Here is a 21,720-nt window from a genome sequence, read left to right as displayed (position 1 = left end):
TTTTGCTCGCCGACCTGTTCCCAGCCCGGCCGGATCTCTGTCGCCAGCCCGCTGTTATCCAGCTTTTCCGAGCGCGCCAGAGAGCAAATGGAAGGCCGCTCAAGAGAGGTTCTCGCCGCTGATTTCACAACAGCCGGCGCCCGGCTAGAATACCGACGGATCACTCTTGATCCATCCCCTATTTGCCACAGATCAAAGCGTCACTTTCCATAAGAGGGTGATGCTGTTGTTCGTGGGGCAATGGCCCGCTTACGCCGGTTGCCGGGGTTCGAATTCCAGGAAGGTATTCCATGATTCCAGCGTGCTGTCGGATTGTCGTTCTCTGCCTGTTACTTGCTCCATCGCCGCTACTACTCGCACAGGAATCAGACATCTCGCTTATCGCAAGGGTGGCAGTGACCAGCCGACCATGGCTGAGCGAAGCAGACCGCCAGTGGCTGGCAAGCAGAGGTCCGCTCACGATCGGGGTGGCACTGCCCGACTACCCGCCGCTGGGCATGCTCGACGTCAATCGCTTTCAGGGAATCACCGCGGACTATCTGGCCTTGCTGTTCGAAGTCCCCCCTCATGTCCGTCTGTTTGCTTCCCGGCAGGCGGCGTTGGCCGCCTTGCACAATGGCGAGATCGACCTGGTCGGCGGCGGCTCCGCGGTGGATGCCGAGGACCACGGCTTGCTACTGACTCAGGCCTATGAACCGAACCAACCCGTGCTGGTAACAGCCGAGAGCCGCCCCTTCGACCCAGAGAAAACCGGCACCCGGCTCGGCGTATTTGCCGGCTATCGTGCCGAGGAAAAAGTCTCCGCCGCTTATCCGAACAGCCAGGTCCTGCCCTTTGTCTCGCCGCTGCGCGCGCTCGAGGCATTGAGCCTGGGTGAGGTCGATGGGGTGATCGACGATGCGGTGTCGGCTCACTACCTGATCAACATCAACTACCTGCTGGACCTGCATATCGAAAACTTCGCTCCGGTGGAAAGCCGTGGTTTTGGTTTCCTGGTGCGCGCTTCCGATACGCGATTGCATGGTGTGATCGAACGCGCCTTGCCGTCCATACGCTCGCGGCATAGCGAAAAGATCCTGCGTAACTGGAGTGCGGGGAGCAGCCTGCGCCTGACCCAGCAGCGCGTGAAACTGACGCCCGCCGAGAACCGTTGGCTGGCGGCACACCCGGAAATCCCGGTGAGCGTCAGTGACTCTCTCGGAGCATTGGGGCAACTGGACAGCGGTGGGCAGGTACGGGGTATCGGCCCCGATTACCTCAAGTTGATCAGCCAGCGAAGCGGCCTGACGTTTCGCCCTGTCCGGGCGCAGAACTATACCGAGATGAAGGCGCAGATAACCCAGGGCCAGACCCTGATGACCTCGGTCACCTCGGCAGATCCTGATACCGAGGCGGATATGGATATCCTTCTTCCTTATCTGAGGAGCTCGGTCGTGCTGATGGCCGGGCCACGATCCGCACGTACCCAGGGCAGCCCTTTTCATAGCCTTGAAGACCTGCAAGGCAAGCGCCTGGCCAGTGTCCCCGGTTACTTCATCAACCCGATCATCCAGCAGGACTATCCAGATATCCGGCTACAGATCTATCCCAACTTTTTGGAGGCCATGCGCAGTGTCGATGACGGGCGTAGCGACGCGTTCATCGGCAGTGACTACACCGGCCGTTTCCTGTCCGCGCAGCGTTTCAACAATCGCTTGCGGGTGATCGGCATTCTCGACGAGTTCTCCCGGCCGGTCAGCCTTGGGGTGCTGAAGGGGCAGGAAGAGTTGCGCAGCATCCTGGAGAAGGCTCAGGTCGCCATTACCCCGGAGGAGGTGGCGGACATCGTGGCGCATTGGGAACCTCGTATTTCTACCACCGGCAGCCATTTCTGGCGTGATCACCGCAGTAATATCCTGCGGCTCGGCGGTGTATTCGGCTTGCTGGTCCTGCTGTCGCTGATCTGGGGTTTCTACCTGACCCGCCAGGTGCGCAAGACTCGCCAGGCCGAAGGCGAGCTGGCGCTGGCGCGGGAGAAGGCCGAAGCAGCCAACGAGGCCAAGAGCGTGTTCCTGTCCACCATGAGCCATGAGATCCGTACCCCGCTGAACGCCATCATCGGCCTGCAGGAAGTGGTGCAGCAGAAGGCCGAACGGGGCGAGCTGGACCAGGCTTCGCTGGCGATCGCGCAAGAGGCCGCGCAGGGGCTGCTGTTGCTGCTCGGCAATGTGCTCGACCTGACCCGGATCGAGTCCGGCATGATCGATTCCGCACCGGAGCCGGTGCAGCTCAAGGCGCAGATTGAAGCTATCGCGCCCCTGGTGGTCGGCATGGCGCGGCAGAAGCACCTGGCGTTCGAGATGCAGTTCACGGGCGACATGGAGCAATGGGTGCTGATCGATCCGCTGCATTTGAAACAGGTGCTGTTCAACCTGTTGAGCAACGCCATCAAGTTCACCGAGCGGGGCAGGGTGACGCTGCATGCCTCGGGCCGTCGGGAAGCAGAGCATCTGCACCTGGTGCTGGAGGTGATCGACAGCGGTATCGGTATCTCGGAGGAGGATCAGGCCAGGTTGTTCCAGCCATTCTCCCAGGTCGGCTCGGCCCAGGCCGGGCAAACCTTTGGCAGCGGCCTGGGGCTGAATATCACCCGGCAATTGGTCGAACTCATGGGCGGCAGCATCGTCCTGAGCAGCGAGCCGGATATCGGCTCCTGCTTCAGCGTGACCCTGCAACTGCCCCTGGCCGAGGCGCCCGCCGAAGCCGCGGCAGAAGTGCCGCAGGCGAGCACGGAGGCGCTTTCGCTGAACATTCTCGTCGCCGAAGACAATGCGTTCAGCCGGCTGACGCTGGAAGAGCAATTGCTGGTTCTGGGGCATCGCGTGACGCTGGTCGAGGATGGTCAGGCGGCATGGGAAGCCTGGCTGGCTGCCGAGTACGATGTGTTGATCACCGACAGCCAGATGCCGCGCCTGGGTGGCTATGACTTGACCCTGCGCATCCGCCAGAAGGAGCGCGAGGAGGGCCGCCGGCGCTGCTGGATCCTTGGTGCGACCGCCAGTGCCGAGGATGCGGAGATCCAGCGCTGCCTGTCCGCCGGGATGGACGATGTGGTGTTCAAGCCGCTGACGCAGCAGGTGTTGCGACAGGCGCTGGAGAATACTCAACGCGATCCTGCGCGGGCTTGAGCATGACGAACTGATTACTAGGAAAGCATTCCGACAATCCCATCACGAACGATGGCGGCGCTGGTTGAGCTCGCCCAGCGCCGCCCGTTCGCTCAAGGTGGTTGGTAAGAAAAATCCTATAAGTTTTAAGAATCGACTGATTTACGTCTGACATGGGCTCCACTCACTCTTTAACGCATTCGAGCCGCGTTCTGCCCACCTTCCTGCCTACAACCCCCGCCACGCGTGGCACTCCTCGCACAGAGAGCAGCCGTGGACAGCGAAGCCGATCCCCTGAAGTCACCCCGGCCAATGCCGGATAGGTCCGAACGAACCGCAGATCGCTGGCCAAGCCCTTTCAAACATTCCTTCCACCGGAGATGACAATGACCCTTCTCTATCGCGACATGAATCAAGCCCAACTCGATGCGGCGTACAACAATACGCAAGCGGTGCCGGATTTCCCCGGTATCTACGCCGCCTTGCAGGCGCGTAGCGCCAGTTTCTATGCCTCTGCGGCCGGTCGCCTCAACCTGCCTTACGGCACGGCGCTTCGACAGCGTTATGACTGGCTGCCTTGTGGAAAAGCCGACGCCCCGACGCTCATCTTCATCCATGGCGGGTATTGGCAGAATTGCAGCAAGGAAGACTTTGCATTCATCGCCGCCGGGCCCCTGGCGGCGGGGTTCAACGTCGTCCTGGCCGAATACACGCTTGCGCCGCAAGCCTCGATGACCCAGATCGTCAGTGAGATTGGCAGCCTGCTCGAGCATCTTCAGGCCGACGCCGATCAGCTGGGGATCGCAGGGCACAAGGTAGTCTTGAGCGGGCACTCGGCAGGCGGGCACCTGGCGCTGCAGTTCCGCTCGCACCCATGGGTGACCGATGTCCTGGCCATCAGCGCACTGGTCGACCTGGAACCCATCAGCCTGTCTTGGCTGAACGAGAAGCTGAGCCTCTCGGATGCGGAAATCGATGCGTATAGCCCGCTGCACCATATCGACAAGGGCGCCAATACATGGGTCGCGGTAGGCGCCGACGAGCTGTCGGAACTGGTGCGCCAGTCCGATGAGTACGCCAAGCAGGCCTTGGCTCGAGGAGAGTCTGTGCGGCTGGTTCACGTGCCGGGTTGCACGCACTTTTCAGTACTGGATGAAATGGCGAAACCTGAGGGAGCCTTGCTTCAGGCCCTGTCATCCATCCGTTGACCGTGGACCTGCACTGAGCAAAGCCTGGATCGAGCCGCCAGTTACCGGCGGCTCGATCGAGCTGGGCGTTGGGAGGCTTACATCGACAGGATCAGGCGCCCGGCGAACAGAATCAGGATCACCCCCATGGTCCGTTCGAACCAATGGCCCATGCGCATGAACAACAAGCGCACCCGCGGGCTGGAAAAGAACAGCGCGACGATCACGAACCACAGCGCGTTCACGCAACACATCCACACACCGTAGAGCGCCTGCACCTTGAGCGGTGTGCTGGCGCTGATCACCGTGGTGAAAATCGCCAGGAAGAACAGCGTGGCCTTGGGGTTGGTGGCGTTGGTCAGGAAACCGGTCATGAAGGCCTTGGGCAACGTCTGCCGCTGTGCTTGATCATTACCCGCATCGCTGCCTTCGATCGAGGTCTTGGGCTTGCTGCGCAGCAGGCTGACCCCGAGATAAAGAATGTAGGCACCGCCCACCACCTTGGCCACGCTCAGCAGCCATGGCGTGGTGTGCATCAGCGCACCGACCCCCAGCAGGGTGTACAGCACATGCACGGAAATCCCCGCGCCGATGCCGATGGCCGTGCACAGCCCGACCACCCGGCCAAAGCGCACGCTCTGGCGGATGGTCACGGCAAAGTCAGGCCCGGGAGCCACCACGGCGAGAAAGTGGATGGTCGCCAGGGCCAGGAATTCGCCTAGATAGTTGGAAAGCATTTCAACTCCAGAAGGTCAGGGGGGACGAGCTGCCGCGATAGCCGACAAAAAAGGAAAGGCTCAGGCGCGGGTTGGCCACCCCCGGGGTGACGGCGTGCATGCGCCTTGAATTGAACATGATGAAATCCCCGGGCTCCGGGCGAATCTCCAGCGAGGGCGTGCCGAGCAGGGCGGGATCGATGCCGTAGCTGTCGCCGCGCATCTCGTCGAACTGGTCCGGCGAAATATCGTGATTCCACATCTGCAGGGCGCCGCCGGCCTCGGGCATGTTCAGGTAGAGGTTGCAGGCGAACTGCGCTTCCAGGCTGTGGGCCTGGAAGCTGTCGGGGGCGTCCTTGGCGAAGATGTCGTGATGGGCGAGGAAGCACACGCCGGGCTTCACCACCCGGGACAGGCCGACGTACATCTTGCGCCCGTACAGGTTTTCCAGGTGGGCGCCGGCCGGCCAGGACTCGTCGAGCATGCAGCGCAGGGTGTCGACAGGAGAGGCGTAGGGGGCGCAGCGCGAACGCAGTTCGTCGATGTTGGCGGTGGCGCGCTCGAAATAGTCCTCGATCAGCAGCGGCTGGTTTTCCGCTTCATAAAACGCCATGCCGATACGGCCGATGCTGGGAGCGTTGATGTAGCCCTCGAAGCCGGGAGCGAGAATCTTGTCGCCCAACTGGATCGCCTGGGCGTGCGGCAGGAAGTTCTTGATGCGCAGGGCGAGCACTTGTTCCTGGGCCAGTTTTTTTATGCACGTCTCATCGAGACGCTCGACGTCAAGCATCATCTGCAGATCCCTCTATCCGATAGTCGTCGAACCCGCGCACGCGGGTTTCCCCTGTGTCAGGCGATGCGTCGCGTGATGTGCAAGGCGACACCGCCGATGAATCAGTCCACGTGGTAGTGAACCGAAAGCATTCCTTTCTTTTGCGAGAGGGAGGCGATAGTGACGTTGCCCAATTCCTTCAGGCGTTTCACGTGGGTACCACCGCAACCATAGGCGGGAAGCTCGCCAAAACCGATTTCCCGCGAACCTTCACGCAGCGAGACCAGGCGCGGCAGGTCGGCGGCAATCCAGTGATCGATGCCACTCTGCAGGCTGTCGACGTCGAGTTCCTGCGGGCTGTCGCCGGGCTTGAAGGACACGCGGCCCTCGCCAGGCCAGTGATGGGCCTTGACCGGGACCCAGCCGCGGGTTTCGCCGAAATGGCCGATCAGGTGCCCGGCCGAGTGCATGCGGGTATTGAACTGGCGGCGCTGCTCATCGACCTGGACCTGGACCATGCCCGGTTGCACCGGCTGGCTGACGTAATGAACGATCCGCTCGGGTTCCTGGACCACGCGCAATACCTGGCTGTCGCCGATCCAGCCGGTATCGCAGGGTTGGCCGCCGCCTTGGGGATGAAAAATCGTGGCACGCAGGACCACCGCGAATTCGTTGTCTTGCGGGGTGCATTCGAGCACTTCAACGTTGGCCTTGAGTTCATCATTATGAAAAAAGAGGCGAAGCGTCATATTCCGTGCCCTTATTAAAATGTCTTTTTTAATTATATGGCGCGACGGAATTGCGTGATAATCCGTTCAAATATCAAAGGACTGTTGTGCTGTGAGCATAAATCTCCCCCTTCCGCTGCTGGGTGAAATGGCGATTTTCGTCAAGGTCGTCGAGGTCGGCAGCTTCTCCGAAGCCGCCCGCCAGTTGGGCTCTTCACCGTCAGCAGTGAGCCGCAGCATTTCCCGTCTGGAGAAGGCGCTGGCGACCCGCCTGCTGCAGCGCACCACGCGCAAGTTGCGCTTGAGCGAAGGGGGCGAGGAGGTGTTCAAGCGTTGCAGCGAGATGGTCAGCGCCGCCAAGTCGGTGATGGAAATCAGCGGTCAGTTCACCCACGAAGCCGAAGGGCTGGTGCGGGTCAGCGTGCCCAAGGCGGTCGGGCGTTTTGTCGTGCACCCCTATATGCCCGAGTTTCTGCGGCGTTACCCCAAGGTCGATGTCGAGCTGTTATTGGAAGATCGCAATATCGACCTGATCGACGACAACGTCGACCTGGCCATTCGCATCACCGATCAACCGCCGGCGGGGCTGGTCGGGCGCCAGTTGCTGACCATCGACCATATGCTGTGCGCCACGCCGCAGTACCTGGCCGAGCACGGGACGCCGAGCCATCCCCATGACCTGCTCAGCCACAGTTGCATTTACCTGGGCGAAACCCCCAGCGATGCGCGCTGGAAGTTCAAGAAGGGCAGCAAGTCGGTGACCGTCGGCGTGCGCGGGCGTTATGCGGCCAATCACACCGGGGTCCGGCTGGGGGCGGTGCTGGAACATATCGGCATCGGCAGCTTGCCGTACTTCACTGCGCGGCATGCCTTGGAGCAGGGCTTGCTGGTGCAGGTACTGCCGGACTGGACGTTTCTCGCCTCCTACCATGGCGGCGCCTGGTTGCTGCATTCGCCGACCCGTTACTTGCCGCCGAAGCTGCGGGTATTCATCGATTACCTGGTGGAGTGCCTGGCCAAGGAGCCGACCTTGAGTCGGCAGGGCAAGCAGGAGACCAAAGGCTACGAACAGCCCGAAGGCGATGGCGCCGGCTGAGCCAGCCGCTCATGGGCAGAAAAACAAAAGGCCCGCCGGTTCAACCATGCGGGCCTTTGTAGTGTCCGGGCCGGACTCAGTGCTTGCTGTCCTGGGCGGAGAGCGCCAGCAGCTGCTTTTCCTGGTTCCAGTCGAACGGTTCATCGTTCTGCTCGGCCTCGTAGCGGCGTTCTTCAAGCGCCTGGTACAGGTCGATTTCTTCGTCGGGCATGTAGTGCAGGCAATCCCCGGCGAAGAACCACAGCAGGTCGCGCGGTACCAGATGGGCGACCTGTGGATAACGCTGCATCACCTGGCACAGCAGGTCCTGGCCCAGGTACTGGCTTTCGATCGGGTCGATCGGCAGCGAGGCGCGCAGTTCGTCGAAGCGTTCCAGGAACAAGGCATGGCTTTCTTCGGGAACCTGCTCGGCTTCACCCACGGCGACCAGGATACTGCGCAAATGGTCGAGCAGGACGAGGTGATCGGCGACGACGTTGGACATGACATGAGTCCTCAACAGCAAAACGGGCGCGGGAGTATATAGCTCCCGCGCCCGGTTTCATAATCCGCCTGACGGTCTTGCGCCTTAGCGGGTTTTCCCTTCGCTCAGGGTCAGCTCTTCCTTGGCAAAGTCATCGACGTCGATGACTTTGCGGCGGGCGGCTTCAGCCTCGCGCAGGGTCTGGGCTTCCACCGGTTGCAATACGCCGGCTTCCAGCGCGGCGTCGATGGCATGTTCGCCGGCGACCGGTTTGACCTGGCCGCTTTTCAGCGCCTCGTGCAGTTTTTTCTGCAGAGGATGGCTGGCGCTCAACAAGTCGAAGGCCTGTTGCAGGGCGCCGACCGGGTCCTCTGCCGATTGTGGGCGGTAGCAGCCAGCCAGCAGTTCTTCCAGGGTCGGGTCGCCCTTGGCCCGGCCGATGATCGCGGCGACCTCGGCATCCAGTTCATCGGACGGGCCTTTGTGGCGGCGGCCGAAGGGGAAGACCACCACCCGTAGCAGGCAGCCCAGCACCCGGTTCGGGAAGTTCTCGAGCAGTTTGTCCAGCGCCCGTTCCGACTGGCCGAGGCTTTCTTCCATGGCCCAGGTGAACAGTGGTTGCAGATGCTCCGGCGAATCCAGGTCGTGGTAGCGCTTGAGGGCGGCGGAGGCCAGGTACATATGGCTGAGCACATCGCCGAGGCGTGCCGACAGGCGTTCGCGACGTTTCAGTTCGCCACCCAGCAGCATCATGCTCAGGTCGGCCAGCATGGCGAAGGCCGCGGCCTGGCGATTGAGGGCTCGGAAATAACCCTGGCTGAGCTTGTCCCCCGGCGCTTGTTCCAAGTGCCCCAGGCCCAGGTTCAGCACCAAGGTGCTGGCCGCATTGCTCACGGCAAAGCCGATGTGCTTGAGCAGCAGGCCGTCGAATTCGACCAGCGCCTGATCGTGGTCTTCGCGCCCGGCCAGGGCCATTTCCTTGAGCACGAACGGATGGCAGCGAATGGCGCCCTGGCCGAAAATCATCAGGTTGCGCGAGAGGATGTTCGCGCCCTCCACGGTGATGAAGATCGGCGCGCCTTGCCAGCTGCGGCCCAGGTAGTTGTTCGGGCCCATGATGATGGCCTTGCCGCCGTGCACGTCCATGGCGTGGCTGATGCACTCGCGGCCGCGTTCGGTCAGGTGGTACTTGAGAATCGCCGACAGCACCGAGGGTTTTTCCCCCAGGTCGACGGCATTGGCCGTGAGCATGCGCGCGCTGTCCATCAGCCAGGCGTTGCCACCGATGCGGGCCAGGGCTTCCTGGATGCCTTCGAAGGCGTTGAGCGGGACGTTGAACTGCTCACGCACCTGGGCATATTGGCCGGTCACCAGGCTGGTGAACTTGGCCGCGCCGGTGCCGACGGCCGGCAGGGAAATGGAGCGGCCGACCGACAGGCAGTTCATCAGCATCATCCAGCCTTTGCCGAGCATTTCCTGGCCGCCGATAAGGAAGTCCAGGGGGATGAACACGTCCTTGCCGGAGTTCGGGCCGTTCATGAAGGCGGCGCCGAGCGGCAGGTGGCGGCGGCCGATTTCCACGCCGGGGGTGTCGGTCGGAATCAGTGCCAGGCTGATCCCCAGGTCTTCATCCTCGCCCAGCAGGTGGTCCGGGTCGTAGGCCTTGAAGGCGAGGCCGAGGAGGGTGGCGACCGGGCCCAGGGTGATGTAGCGCTTTTCCCAGTTCAGGCGCAGGCCGATGGTTTCCTCGCCTTGCCATTGGCCTTTGCAGATCACCCCGGTATCGGGCATGGCGCCAGCGTCGGAACCGGCCAGCGGGCCGGTGAGGGCGAAGCACGGGATATCGTCGCCACGGGCCAGCCGCGGCAGGTAGTGGTTACGCTGTTCGTCGGTGCCGTAATGCAGCAGCAATTCGGCCGGGCCGAGGGAGTTGGGGACCATCACGGTGGACGCCAGGTCGCCGCTGCGGGTTGCCAGTTTCATCGCCACTTGCGAGTGGGCATAGGCGGAGAAACCCTTGCCGCCGAACTCCTTGGGAATGATCAGGGCAAAGAAGCCGTGTTGCTTGATGTGCTCCCAGGCCGCGGGCGGCAGGTCCATGGACTGGCCGATCTGCCAGTCGCTGACCATGGCGCACAGTTCTTCGGTGGGGCCGTCGATGAAGGCCTGTTCCTCTTCGCTCAGTTGCGCTTTCGGGTAGGCCAGCAGTTTGTTCCAGTCCGGACGGCCGCTGAACAGTTCACCGTCCCACCAGACCGTGCCGGCATCGATGGCGTCGCGTTCGGTTTGCGACATCGGCGGCAGGACTTTCTGGAACCAGCTGAACAGCGGGGCGCTGAAGTACTTGCGGCGCAGGTCGGGCAGTAGCAAGGGCGCCGCCACCGCGGCCAGCAATACCCAGAAGATCAGCAGCAACCAGCCCGGTGCATGGCTGAAGGCGCCCATGGCCAGCAGGTAGACGGCCACCACGCCCAGGGCGGGCAGGGGGGCGATGCGGCGGTGGGCCAGGTAGGCAATACCGACCAGCAGAACCAGTATCCACAACAACAGCATATTTAATCCTCCGTGAAGCCAGGGGCAAAATCACCCAAAGAGCTTAGTCGGCATCCGACAAAAGGGGTGACAGGGCAGTGCGCTTGAAGCGGTAAGAAGAAGCGGACGCAGCGCGTCAGGCATCGGGTCAGCAGCTTGTCGATCTTGTCAGGCTCGAAGCGGCAGCCTCTGATGTTTGGCCGAAACGTCGTTATCGCTGGGATGAGGCCGTCGTTAGACTCGAGACTTCACTCGGAGATATCCCCATGCACGAGTACTTGAGTCCCAGCCGCTTCATCGATAGTGACCATCCCGCGGTGGTGGAGTTCGCGGAAACTCATCGTGGCCCCAGCAGCGATCCGCTGGAGCAGGCGGTGAGCCTCTATTACGCGGTGCGCGAGGCCGTGCGCTACAACCCCTACACCTTCAGTCGCGACCCCGAGACCCTGCGTGGCAGCCATGCCCTGGCCGCGGGCGAAAGTTACTGCGTGCCCAAGGCCACCCTGCTCGCCGGTTGTGCGCGGCATTGCGGGATTGCCGCGCGGATCGGCCTGGCGGACGTGCGCAATCACCTGTCGACCCCGCGTTTGCTGGAATTGCTGCGCAGCGACGTGTTTGCCATGCACGGTTATACCGAGCTGTACCTGCAAGGGCGCTGGGTCAAGGCCACGCCAGCGTTCAACCGGAAACTCTGCGAGATGTACGATGTGGCACCACTGGAGTTCGATGGCCGCCACGACAGCGTATTCCACCCCTTCAACCGCCAGGGTGAGCAGATGATGGAGTACGTGCTGGACCACGGACAGTTCGCCGACGTCCCCGAGACCTTCTTCTTCAAACACCTGGAAACCTGTTATCCGCACCTGTTCGGCGAGCAGATGCCGATGCTGCTGGGCGACATGCAGAGTGATTTGAGTCAGGTCTGATCCGGCGTAGACTGCCTCGGCATTCATCACTGAGGAGCGGTCATGCTGAAGATCTGGGGTCGGAAAAACTCGTCGAATGTCAGGAAAGCATTGTGGTGCGCCGAAGAACTGGGCCTGACCTACGAGGCGGTGGATGCCGGTGGCGCCTTCGGCGTGGTGGATACCCCGGCGTATCGGGCGATGAACCCCAATGGGCGGATTCCGCTGATCGAGGACGACGGCTTCGTGCTGTGGGAATCCAACACCATCGTGCGTTATCTCGTCGCGCGCCATGCCGCCGGTACGGCCTGGTACCCGGACGATGTGCGGGCGCGGGCCTCGGCCGAGAAGTGGATGGACTGGACCACCTCGACCTTTGCCGAACCCTTCCGCCACCTGTTCTGGGGTGTGCTGCGCACGCCGGCGCAGCAGCAGGACTGGGACAAGATCGATGCCGCGCTGCACAACTGCGGCGAACTGCTGGCAGTGGTCGACCAGGCCCTGGCCGAACATCCCTACCTGTCCGGCGACGAAATCGGCATGGGCGATATCCCCCTGGGCAGTTTCATTTATGCCTGGTTCGAAATGCCCATCGAGCGCCCGCCATTGTCTAATCTGCAAGCCTGGTACGCACGCTTGCAGCAGCGTCCGGCCTATCGCAAGGCGGTGATGACCGCGTTGACTTAATACTGACTATCAACACAGGTGACTGTACTTGTGCGGCGTCGGCAAGCACCATTGGGTGTATCCGGCGCCGTTGCAATGCAGGCGATCCGCCCTTACCTATAATGTTCTCCCTTCTTGGTGCGTAAATCCGATATGAGTTCCGCTCTGTCCATCCGGCAGCTAACCAAAACCTACGGCAACGGTTTCCAGGCCCTGAGTGGTATCGATCTGGATGTCGCCGAAGGTGACTTCTTCGCCTTGCTCGGCCCCAACGGTGCCGGCAAATCCACCACCATCGGCATCCTCTCGACCCTGGTAAACAAGACCAGCGGCACGGTGAGTGTCTTCGGCCATGACCTGGACCGCGAGCCCGCCGCGCTCAAGCGTTGCATCGGCGTGGTGCCGCAGGAGTTCAACTTCAACCAGTTCGAGAAGACCTTCGACATCGTCGTGACCCAGGCCGGTTACTACGGCATCCCGACCAAGGTCGCCAAGGAGCGGGCCGAGCAGTACCTGACCCAGCTTGGGCTGTGGGACAAGCGCGATGTGCCGTCGCGCTCGCTGTCCGGCGGCATGAAGCGCCGGCTGATGATCGCCCGCGCCCTGGTGCACGAGCCGCGCCTGTTGATCCTCGACGAACCAACCGCTGGCGTGGACATCGAGCTGCGTCGTTCGATGTGGACCTTCCTCACCGAACTGAACCAGAAAGGCATCACCATCATCCTCACCACCCATTACCTGGAGGAGGCTGAGCAGCTGTGCCGCAACATCGGCATCATCGACCACGGCACCATCGTCGAGAACACCAGCATGCGCCAGCTGCTCAGCCAGCTGCATGTGGAAACCTTCCTGCTCGACCTGAAGACCGACATGAAGGTGGCGCCGCAACTGATCGGCTATCCGAGCAAGCTGGTCGACAGTCACACCCTGGAAGTCCAGGTCGACAAGGCCGTGGGCATCACCGCGCTGTTCAGCCAGTTGGCCCAGCAGAACATCGAAGTGCTGAGCCTGCGTAACAAAACCAATCGCCTTGAGGAGTTGTTCGTGTCCCTGGTGGAGAAAAACCTGTCGAAGGTGGCGGTATGAGTTCCGAGCTACGGCCCAACCTTGTCGCGCTGAACACCATCGTCTATCGCGAAGTCCGGCGTTTTACCCGGATCTGGCCGCAAACCCTGCTGCCGCCGGCGATCACCATGGTTCTGTACTTTGTGATCTTCGGCAACCTGATCGGCCGGCAGATCGGCGACATGGGCGGTTTCACCTACATGGAGTACATCGTGCCGGGCCTGATCATGATGTCGGTGATCACCAACTCCTACGGCAACGTGGTCTCGAGTTTCTTCGGCAGCAAGTTCCAGCGCTCCATCGAGGAATTGATGGTGTCGCCGGTATCGCCGCACACCATCCTCATCGGCTACACCCTGGGCGGTGTGCTGCGGGGGCTGGCGGTGGGCGTGATCGTGACGCTGCTGTCGCTGTTCTTCACCCATCTGCAAGTGCATCACCTGGGCATTACCTTGCTGGTGGTGGTCCTGACCGCGACCATCTTTTCGCTGCTGGGCTTTATCAACGCGGTATTTGCACGCAACTTCGACGATATCTCGATCATCCCGACCTTCGTGCTGACCCCGCTGACTTATCTGGGCGGAGTGTTCTATTCCATCACCCTGCTGCCACCGTTCTGGCAGACGGTGTCGCTGGCCAACCCCGTGCTGCATATGGTCAACGCCTTCCGTTTCGGCATCCTGGGGGTTTCCGACATCCAGATCAGCGTGGCCATTACCTTCATGCTGGTCGCCACCGTGGTCCTGTACTTCGGTTGTGCCCGCCTGCTGGTCAGCGGTCGCGGCATGCGCCAGTAAGCCTGCGCAGATACAACAACGGCCTCCCTCGGGAGGCCGTTTGCGTTTCTACAGCCGGCTCTGCCTGCGGCGGCGCCATTGCCGGCCGACCCACCAGCGCCAGTACAGCATGGTCAGGCAATAGGCGAGGGCGCCCAGCACCAGGCCGGCCACCACCGAGCCCAGCAGGAAGGGTTGCCAGAGAGTCGAGAGTTCGCCGCTGATCCATTCCCAGGTCAGCTCGTCGGGCAGGGTCCGGGCGGGCACGTTCATCAACCAGGCACCGACCTGATAGGTGCAGAAAAACACCGGCGGCATGGTGATCGGATTGGTCAGCCAGACCAGGCTCACGGCAATCGGCATGTTGCCGCGCACGGAAATGGCCAGCACCGCGGCCAGCAACATTTGCGCCGGGATCGGCATGAAGGCCGCGAACAGGCCGACCGCCATGGCGCGTGCCACGGAGTGCCGGTTGAGGTGCCAGAGGTTGGGGTCATGCAGCAATGTGCCAAGAAAGCGTAAGGACTTGTGTTCCCTGATGCTGGTTGGATCTGGCATGTAACGTTTGAATAGGCGCCGGGGCATAAGGCTTCTCGGTCAGTTCAAGCGGCAAGTATGCCCGGATTCTAGAAGGCGCCCATTCAGACTTTGTGACAAATGATAAAGCTGGCGCCCTGTCCGCTGAGCTAAGCCAGAGAGTGGGAACACTCAAAAACTGCTCAAGGACGGGCTTATGCGCACAGGGATGCTGGCGTTGGCGGCGGGGCTTTTGAGCCTGCGCTTTTTGCCGGCGCTGCCAGCGATCGGATGGCTGGCAGTGCTGCCGGTGGTGGCCTTGATGCTGCTGCCGTTTCGCACCTATCCATTGGCTTTTTTCCTGTTGGGCCTGGCGTGGGCTTGCGTGAGTGCGCAATGGGCGCTGGACGATCGTTTGCCGGAACCGCTCGACGGACAGACCCGCTGGCTTGAGGGCCGGGTAGTGGGACTGCCGCAGCAGGCCGAGGGCGTGCTGCGTTTCGAACTGGAAGGCGGGCGGGCACGGCGCGGACGGATTCCCCAGCGCCTGCGCCTGGCCTGGTATGGCGGGCCGCCGGTGCACAGCGGCGAACGCTGGCGCCTGGCGGTAAAACTCAAGCGGCCCGCTGGGCTGGTCAATCTGCAGGCCTTCGATCACGAGGCCTGGCTGCTGGCCCAGCGCATTGGCGCCACGGGCACGGTCAAGGATGGGCAACTGCTGGCCGCCACGCAGGAGAGCTGGCGTGCGCGCATTCGCCAACGCTTGCTGCAAGTCGATGCCCAGGGGCGCGCCGGTGGCCTGGCGGCCCTGGTGCTGGGTGACGGCTCGGGGCTGAGCCGGGAGGATTGGCGTGTCCTGCAAGACACCGGGACCGTGCACCTGATGGTGATTTCCGGGCAGCACATCAGTTTGCTGGCTGCCGTAATGTATGCCCTGGTGGCGGGGCTGGCCCGCTACGGCCTGTGGCCCGGACGTTGGCCCTGGCTGCCCTGGGCCTGTGGGCTGGCGTTCGCTTCGGCCCTGGGGTACGGATTGCTGGCGGGCTTCGATGTGCCGGTGCGTCGTGCCTGCGTGATGGTTGCCCTGGTACTGATCTGGCGCCTGCGCTTTCGTCACCTGGGCGCCTGGTGGCCGTTCCTGCTGGCGTTGAATGCGGTGCTGTTGTTCGAGCCCCTGGCCAGCCTGCAGCCAGGGTTCTGGCTGTCCTTTACCGCGGTGGCGGTGCTGATCCTGATCTTTGGCGGGCGTCTGGGGGGCTGGCGCTGGTGGCAGTCCTGGACCCGTATTCAATGGTTGATCGCCATCGGCCTGTGCCCGGTGCTGCTGGCGCTGGGGTTGCCCATCAGCCTCAGCGGGCCGCTGGCCAATCTGCTGGCGGAACCCTGGATCAGTCTGTTGGTGCTGCCGCCGGCGTTGCTCGGGACCTTGTTGCTGCCGGTGCCTTACCTGGGCGAAGGCCTGCTCTGGCTGGCCGGTGGTTTGCTGGATTTATTGTTCCGCGGTCTGGCGCTATTGGCTGCCCAATGGCCGGCGTGGATAGCACCGGCCATACCGCTCTGGGCCTGGAGCATCAGTGCGCTGGGGGCCTTTCTGCTGTTGTTGCCCGCGGGTGTGCCGCTGCGTCCCTTGGGATGGCCGATGCTGCTGTTGATGGTGTTTCCGCCGAAAAACACGCTGCCATACGGCGAGGCGGAAGTCTGGCAGCTGGATGTCGGGCAGGGCCTGGCGGTGCTGGTGCGGACTCGCGAGCACGCGATGCTGTATGACGCCGGCCCGCGTTTTGGTGATTCCGACCTGGGCGCCCGGGTAGTGCTGCCATCGTTGCGTAAGCTGGGCATCGCGCGCCTCGACCTGATGCTGCTCAGCCACGCCGATGCCGATCATGCCGGTGGCGCCGACGCCATCCAGCGCGGCTTGCCGGTGGCCAGGCTGGTCAGCGGCGATCCCGAGGGTTTGCCGGCCTATTTGTCGGCAGAGCCTTGCGCCAGCGGCGAGCAATGGCACTGGGACGGAGTACGGTTTTCTTTGTGGCAATGGACGGATGCGCAGAATGGCAACCAGAAGTCCTGCGTGATGCAGGTCGAGGCCAAGGGCGAGCGTTTGCTGCTGACGGGGGATATCGACGTCCTGGCGGAACGAGCGTTGCTGGATACCCCGCTGGCCGTCGAGACCCATTGGTTGCAGGCGCCGCACCACGGCAGCCGCAGCTCGTCGTCCCCGGCTTTGCTCAAGGCCCTTGCGCCTTCGGCGGTGCTGATTTCCCGAGGGCACGGCAATGGCTTCGGGCATCCGCACCCGCAGGTCGTCGAGCGTTATCGCCAGCAAGGGACTGCCATTTACGACAGCGCGGAGCAAGGAGCGCTACGGTTGATGCTGGGCACCTACACCGAACCGACGAGCCTGCGGGCGCAGCGACGCTTTTGGCGCAAATGGCCACTATCTCCTTAAATAACCGAGAGTTATTAAAGCCTGAAGGCATGCGACATCAGGTTCTTCGGTGCATTCGGCCCCTATGTTAGAGTGGCGCACTTTTTCGAGGGGACTGTCACTGTGTGGGAATTGGTCATATCCGGCGGCTGGATGATGTTGCCGATCATTCTGAGTTCCATTGTTGCGGTCGGCATCATTGCCGAGCGCCTGTGGACCCTGCGGGCCAGCCGCGTTACCCCGCCACATCTGTTGGGCCAGGTGTGGCGCTGGATCAAGGACAAACAGCTGAACAAGGACAAGCTCAAGGAACTGCGCGCCCATTCACCCCTGGGCGAGATCCTGGCCGCCGGCCTGGCCAACTCCAAGCATGGTCGCGAGGTCATGAAAGAGTGCATCGAGGAAGCCGCCGCCCGGGTCATTCACGAACTGGAGCGCTACCTCAATGCCCTCGGCACCATCGCCGCCATGGCGCCGCTGCTGGGCTTGCTGGGGACGGTGCTGGGCATGATCGATATTTTCAGCTCGTTCATGGGCTCGGGCATGACCAGCAACGCCGCAGTGCTGGCCGGTGGTATCTCCAAGGCGCTGATTACCACCGCGTCCGGCCTGATGGTCGGTATCCCGGCGGTGTTCTTCCACCGTTTCCTGCAACGCCGGGTCGATGAGCTGGTGGTTGGCATGGAGCAGGAAGCCATCAAGCTGGTCGAAGTGGTGCAGGGCGACCGCGACGTCGATCTGGCCGAGGGCAAAGCGTGAAATTCCGCCGCAAGCCACGGGAAACTATTGATATCAACCTTGCGTCGTTGATCGACGTGGTGTTTATCCTGCTGCTGTTTTTCGTCGTGACCACCACCTTTACCCGGGAAACCCAGTTGCGCGTCGAGTTGCCGGAGGCCGTCAGCGGCTCGCCGGCCGAAGACCAGCAGACCAAGCAGTTGGATATCGCCATCAGCGCCGACGGGGTGTTTTCGGTGAACAACCAGGTGCTGCCCAAGAGCGACCTGGCCAGCCTGATCGAAGCCTTGCAGAAGGAGTCGGCGGGTGACACCAACCTGCCTCTGTCCATCAGCGCCGATGGCAAGACCCAGCACCAGGCCGTCATTACCGCGATGGACGCCGCCGGCAAGCTCGGTTTCAGCCATCTGCGCATGACCACCGTCGAGGCGGCGCCAGCACCCTGATGGCCATGTCCGATCGTTTGCTCGCTGCCTGGTACAACGGCCATCCCGTGCTGAGCCTGTTGCGGCCCCTGGAATGGCTCTATCGCCGGGTGGTGGTGCGCAAGCGTGAACGCTTCCTGGCCGGCGAGGGCAATGTCTACCAGCCGCCGGTGCCGCTGGTGGTGGTGGGTAATATCACCGTGGGCGGTACCGGCAAGACGCCGCTGATCCTGTGGATGATCGAGCATTGCCAGCGCAGCGGGCTGCGGGTTGGCGTGGTCAGCCGTGGTTACGGCGCCAAGCCGCCGCAGTTGCCATGGCGGGTCGCCGCCGAGCAGAGCGCCGATATCGCTGGCGACGAACCCTTGCTGATCGTCCAGCGCACCGGCGTGCCGCTGATGATCGACCCCGACCGCAGCCGCGCCGTGCGGGCCTTGCTGGCCGCCGAGCCGCTGGACCTGATTCTCTCCGACGACGGCATGCAGCATTACCGCATGGCCCGCGACCTCGAACTGGTGCTGATCGATGCCGCGCGCGGCCTGGGCAACCGGCGCTGCCTGCCGGCCGGGCCGCTGCGCGAGCCGGTCGAGCGCCTGCAAAGCGTCGACGCAGTGCTCTACAACGGCGCCAGCGACGATCGTGAGGATGGGTTTGCCTTTCGCCTGGCGCCCACCGCCCTGGTCAATCTGCAAAGCGGCGAACGCCGCGGGCTTGAGCACTTCGCGCCAGGGCAGGCGGTACATGCGGTGGCCGGTATCGGCAATCCGCAACGTTTCTTCACTACCCTTGAAACGCTACACTGGCAGCCTGTCCCGCATGCTTTTGCCGACCACGCCGAATACAGCGCGCAGGCGCTGAGTTTCACCCCGTCGCTGCCGCTGGTCATGACCGAAAAGGATGCGGTGAAGTGCCGCACCTTCGCGGCTTCCGACTGGTGGTATCTGGCGGTGGATGCTGTGCCATCCCCGGCCTTCGTGGCCTGGTTCGATACACAGCTGATGCGCCTGTTGCCCGCTCGTCTTTTGCCTTAAACGCTTCTATCCAGGGAATTCTCATGGACACCAAATTGCTCGATATCCTCGCTTGCCCGATCTGCAAGGGACCGCTGAAGCTCAGCGCCGACAAGACCGAGCTGATCAGCAAAGGCGCCGGCCTGGCCTATCCGATTCGCGATGGCATCCCGGTCATGCTGGAAAGCGAAGCCCGCACCCTCAGCACCGACGAGCGCCTGGATAAATGACCACAGCCTTTACCGTTGTCATTCCAGCCCGATTCGCCTCCACCCGCCTGCCGGGTAAACCGCTGCAGTTGATCGCCGGCAAGCCGATGATCCAGCACGTCTGGGAACAGGCCTGCAAGAGCGCCGCCCAGCGCGTGGTGGTGGCGACCGACGATGTGCGTATCGTCGAGGCCTGCCAGGGTTTCGGTGCCGAAGCGGTGCTGACCCGCGAAGACCACAATTCCGGGACCGATCGCCTGGCGGAAGTCGCCAGCCAGCTGGGCCTGGCGGCAGACGCCATCGTGGTCAATGTCCAGGGCGACGAGCCGTTGATCCCGCCGGCGGTGATCGATCAGGTGGCCGCCAACCTGGCCGCCCACACCGAAGCAAGCATGGCCACCCTGGCCGAGCCGATCGAAGACGTCGAGACTCTGTTCAACCCGAACGTGGTCAAGGTGGTCAGTGACATCAACGGCCTGGCCCTGACCTTTAGCCGCGCCACGTTGCCCTGGGCGCGCGACGCCTTTGCGAAAAACCGCGACCTGCTGCCGGAAGGCGTGCCTTATCGCCGCCATATCGGCATCTATGCCTACCGCGCCGGCTTCCTGCATGACTTCGTCAACTGGGGCCCGTGCTGGCTGGAAAACACCGAGTCGCTGGAGCAGTTGCGGGCCTTGTGGCACGGCGTGCGCATCCATGTCGCCGATGCCCTGCAAGCGCCGCCCGGTGGCGTCGATACCGCCGAAGACCTTGAGCGCGTTCGTCGCCTGCTGGAGGCCTGATGCGGGTTCTGTTTGTCTGCCTGGGCAATATCTGCCGTTCGCCGACGGCGGAAGGCGTATTGCGCCACAAGTTGCGCGAAGCGGGGCTGGCCGATCGGGTCGAAGTCGCGTCCGCCGGGACCGGCGAATGGCACATCGGCAAGGCGCCGGACAAGCGCAGCCAGCGCGCAGCGCTGTTGCGCGGTTACGACCTGTCGGCCCAGCGCGCCCAGCAGGTCAGCAGTGCGGACTTTGCCCGCTACGACCTGATCCTGGCCATGGACGAGAGCAACCTGCGCAACCTCAAGGCGCTGCAGCCGGCCCAGGGCAAGGCCGAGCTGGACCTGTTCCTGCGCCGCTACGAAGCGGCGGTGGACGAGGTGCCAGATCCTTACTACGACGGTGAGCAAGGTTTCGAACAGGTGCTGGACCTGATCGAGTACGCCAGCGACCGGCTGGTCATCGAGCTGAAGGGGCGCCTATGAGCTTGCATCTGCAGTCCCAGGTTTCCCTCAAGCCCTTCAACACTTTCGGTGTCGATGTGCGCGCGCAGCTGTTCGCCGAGGCCCACAGCGACGCCGACGTGCGTGAGGCGCTGGCCTATTCGGCGCAGCACCGACTGCCGCTGCTGGTGATTGGCGGCGGCAGCAATCTGCTGCTGACCGCTGATATTCCGGCGCTGGTCTTGCGCATGAGCACCCGGGGCATTCGCCTGCTGAGCGACGATGGCCAGCAAGTGGTGGTCGAGGCCGAAGCCGGCGAGACCTGGCACCCGTTCGTGCAATGGACCCTTGAGCAGGGCTTGTCCGGCCTGGAAAACCTCAGCCTGATCCCGGGGACCGTGGGCGCGGCACCGATGCAGAACATCGGCGCCTATGGGGTCGAGATCAAGGATGTGTTCGCCGGCCTGACCGCGCTGGATCGGCAGAGCGGCGAGCTGCGCGATTTCAGCCTGGAACAATGCCAGTTCGCCTACCGCGACAGCCTGTTCAAGCAAGAGGCCGGCCGCTGGCTGATTCTGCGGGTGCGGTTTGCCCTGGCCCGCAGCGAGCATCTGCATCTGGAGTACGGCCCGGTGCGCCAGCGTTTGAGCGAGCAGGGCATCGAGCAGCCGACGGCCAGCGATGTCAGTCGCGCCATTTGCAGCATCCGCAGCGAAAAGCTGCCGGACCCGACCGTGCTGGGCAATGCCGGCAGCTTCTTCAAGAACCCGGTGGTGCCCGCGGCGCTGGCGGCCGAGATCAGGCGGCGGCATGCGGGGCTGGTGGGTTATCCACAGGCGGACGGGCAGGTGAAACTGGCAGCTGGCTGGTTGATCGAGCAGGCGGGCTGGAAAGGGTTTCGCGATGGCGATGCCGGGGTGCATCGCTTGCAGTCGCTGGTGCTGGTCAACTATGGCGGTGCCACGGGCTTGCAGTTGTTGAGCCTGGCGCGAAGGATCCAGCAGGATATCGCCGAGCGCTTCCATGTTCAGCTGGAGATGGAACCCAATCTCTATTGAGCCCGTTGAGCTAAGCTCAGAGCGCACTAGCAAAGCCTTGCACGGGTTCACACCCTGCAAGGCTTTTTTGTTAATCGCGG

General features: G+C 62.9%; 21 protein-coding genes. 15 read left to right on the top strand and 6 right to left on the bottom strand.

Features of this window, described 5'->3' with window-relative positions; translation table 11 throughout:
* Nucleotides 1–290: 290 nt before the first annotated feature.
* A complete protein-coding gene (locus tag NRG23_RS10325) occupies nt 291–3,167 on the top strand; it encodes an ATP-binding protein (protein ID WP_257374598.1) in 2,877 nt (958 codons plus the stop codon).
* A gap of 365 nt (nt 3,168–3,532) precedes the next feature.
* Nucleotides 3,533–4,354: an alpha/beta hydrolase gene (locus NRG23_RS10320; protein WP_257374597.1), complete on the top strand. Its 822-nt coding sequence runs from the start codon at nt 3,533–3,535 to the stop codon at nt 4,352–4,354.
* Between the two features lie 77 nt (nt 4,355–4,431).
* Here NRG23_RS10320 and NRG23_RS10315 read toward each other — a convergent pair whose 3' ends face one another.
* From NRG23_RS10315 to NRG23_RS10305, 3 genes are all read right to left on the bottom strand, one after another.
* Nucleotides 4,432–5,070 (bottom strand): LysE family translocator, encoded by a 639-nt coding sequence (locus NRG23_RS10315; protein ID WP_081362301.1) that lies wholly within the window; start codon nt 5,068–5,070, stop codon nt 4,432–4,434.
* 1 nt (nt 5,071) lies between these two features.
* A complete protein-coding gene (locus tag NRG23_RS10310; protein WP_081362300.1) occupies nt 5,072–5,842 on the bottom strand; it encodes a 2OG-Fe(II) oxygenase in 771 nt (256 codons plus the stop codon).
* A 101-nt stretch (nt 5,843–5,943) separates the two neighbouring features.
* On the bottom strand, nt 5,944–6,570 hold the full coding sequence (locus NRG23_RS10305; protein ID WP_081362299.1) for a hypothetical protein: 627 nt from the start codon (nt 6,568–6,570) through the stop codon (nt 5,944–5,946).
* A 91-nt stretch (nt 6,571–6,661) separates the two neighbouring features.
* On the opposite strand from NRG23_RS10305, the gene NRG23_RS10300 reads away from it, so the two are divergent.
* Nucleotides 6,662–7,645 carry a LysR family transcriptional regulator gene (locus tag NRG23_RS10300; RefSeq protein ID WP_257374596.1) on the top strand — a complete coding sequence of 328 codons (984 nt, stop codon included), beginning with the start codon at nt 6,662–6,664 and terminating at the stop codon, nt 7,643–7,645.
* Nucleotides 7,646–7,721: 76 nt separating this feature from the next.
* On the opposite strand, the gene NRG23_RS10295 is transcribed toward NRG23_RS10300, so the two are convergent.
* Nucleotides 7,722–8,129, bottom strand: a complete 408-nt coding sequence (locus NRG23_RS10295) for a PA2817 family protein (RefSeq protein WP_007931642.1) — start codon at nt 8,127–8,129, stop codon at nt 7,722–7,724.
* Nucleotides 8,130–8,213: 84 nt separating this feature from the next.
* Entirely contained in the window at nt 8,214–10,661 is a 2,448-nt protein-coding gene (locus tag NRG23_RS10290; protein ID WP_124339767.1) for an acyl-CoA dehydrogenase, read from the bottom strand.
* 245 nt (nt 10,662–10,906) lie between these two features.
* Here NRG23_RS10290 and NRG23_RS10285 point away from each other — a divergent pair, with 245 nt between their 5' ends.
* The 4 genes from NRG23_RS10285 (at nt 10,907) to NRG23_RS10270 (ending at nt 14,073) form a co-directional block, all read left to right on the top strand.
* Complete coding sequence (locus NRG23_RS10285) at nt 10,907–11,566, top strand: transglutaminase family protein (protein WP_038580923.1); 660 nt, start codon at nt 10,907–10,909, stop codon at nt 11,564–11,566.
* A gap of 42 nt (nt 11,567–11,608) precedes the next feature.
* Nucleotides 11,609–12,232 (top strand): glutathione S-transferase family protein, encoded by a 624-nt coding sequence (locus NRG23_RS10280; protein WP_124339768.1) that lies wholly within the window; start codon nt 11,609–11,611, stop codon nt 12,230–12,232.
* Nucleotides 12,233–12,364: 132 nt separating this feature from the next.
* Nucleotides 12,365–13,297, top strand: a complete 933-nt coding sequence (locus tag NRG23_RS10275; protein ID WP_009047814.1) for an ABC transporter ATP-binding protein — start codon at nt 12,365–12,367, stop codon at nt 13,295–13,297.
* Complete coding sequence (locus NRG23_RS10270; RefSeq protein ID WP_007931651.1) at nt 13,294–14,073, top strand: ABC transporter permease; 780 nt, start codon at nt 13,294–13,296, stop codon at nt 14,071–14,073. The genes NRG23_RS10275 and NRG23_RS10270 overlap by 4 nt, the downstream gene beginning before the upstream one ends.
* 48 nt (nt 14,074–14,121) lie before the next feature.
* Here the strand turns inward: NRG23_RS10270 and NRG23_RS10265 are convergent, their stop codons facing one another.
* Nucleotides 14,122–14,637 (bottom strand): DUF2062 domain-containing protein, encoded by a 516-nt coding sequence (locus NRG23_RS10265; RefSeq protein ID WP_009047815.1) that lies wholly within the window; start codon nt 14,635–14,637, stop codon nt 14,122–14,124.
* Between the two features lie 148 nt (nt 14,638–14,785).
* On the opposite strand from NRG23_RS10265, the gene NRG23_RS10260 reads away from it, so the two are divergent.
* From NRG23_RS10260 to murB, 8 genes are all read left to right on the top strand, one after another.
* Entirely contained in the window at nt 14,786–17,017 is a 2,232-nt protein-coding gene (locus NRG23_RS10260) for a DNA internalization-related competence protein ComEC/Rec2 (protein ID WP_257374595.1), read from the top strand.
* A gap of 102 nt (nt 17,018–17,119) precedes the next feature.
* Nucleotides 17,120–17,755, top strand: coding sequence for a MotA/TolQ/ExbB proton channel family protein (locus NRG23_RS10255; protein WP_009047817.1), 636 nt, complete (start codon nt 17,120–17,122; stop codon nt 17,753–17,755).
* On the top strand, nt 17,752–18,180 hold the full coding sequence (locus tag NRG23_RS10250) for a biopolymer transporter ExbD (protein ID WP_009047818.1): 429 nt from the start codon (nt 17,752–17,754) through the stop codon (nt 18,178–18,180). Before NRG23_RS10255 ends, NRG23_RS10250 begins: the two co-directional genes overlap by 4 nt.
* Nucleotides 18,180–19,190, top strand: a complete 1,011-nt coding sequence (lpxK, locus tag NRG23_RS10245; RefSeq protein ID WP_028683134.1) for a tetraacyldisaccharide 4'-kinase — start codon at nt 18,180–18,182, stop codon at nt 19,188–19,190. The genes NRG23_RS10250 and lpxK overlap by 1 nt, the downstream gene beginning before the upstream one ends.
* Nucleotides 19,191–19,213: 23 nt before the next feature.
* Nucleotides 19,214–19,399: a Trm112 family protein gene (locus tag NRG23_RS10240; protein ID WP_007931663.1), complete on the top strand. Its 186-nt coding sequence runs from the start codon at nt 19,214–19,216 to the stop codon at nt 19,397–19,399.
* Complete coding sequence (gene kdsB, locus NRG23_RS10235) at nt 19,396–20,160, top strand: 3-deoxy-manno-octulosonate cytidylyltransferase (RefSeq protein ID WP_009047820.1); 765 nt, start codon at nt 19,396–19,398, stop codon at nt 20,158–20,160. The genes NRG23_RS10240 and kdsB overlap by 4 nt, the downstream gene beginning before the upstream one ends.
* Nucleotides 20,160–20,624, top strand: coding sequence for a low molecular weight protein-tyrosine-phosphatase (locus NRG23_RS10230; RefSeq protein WP_007931667.1), 465 nt, complete (start codon nt 20,160–20,162; stop codon nt 20,622–20,624). The genes kdsB and NRG23_RS10230 overlap by 1 nt, the downstream gene beginning before the upstream one ends.
* Complete coding sequence (gene murB, locus NRG23_RS10225) at nt 20,621–21,640, top strand: UDP-N-acetylmuramate dehydrogenase (protein ID WP_257374594.1); 1,020 nt, start codon at nt 20,621–20,623, stop codon at nt 21,638–21,640. The genes NRG23_RS10230 and murB overlap by 4 nt, the downstream gene beginning before the upstream one ends.
* The last annotated feature ends 80 nt before the right edge of the window (nt 21,641–21,720 follow it).

Origin of the sequence: Pseudomonas sp. T8, from assembly GCF_024610635.1 — a bacterium.
Lineage (GTDB): Bacteria > Pseudomonadota > Gammaproteobacteria > Pseudomonadales > Pseudomonadaceae > Aquipseudomonas > Aquipseudomonas chlororaphis_I.
The sequence above is the reverse complement of the archived record's forward strand: the minus strand, read 5'-3'. Positions and strand labels throughout refer to the sequence as shown.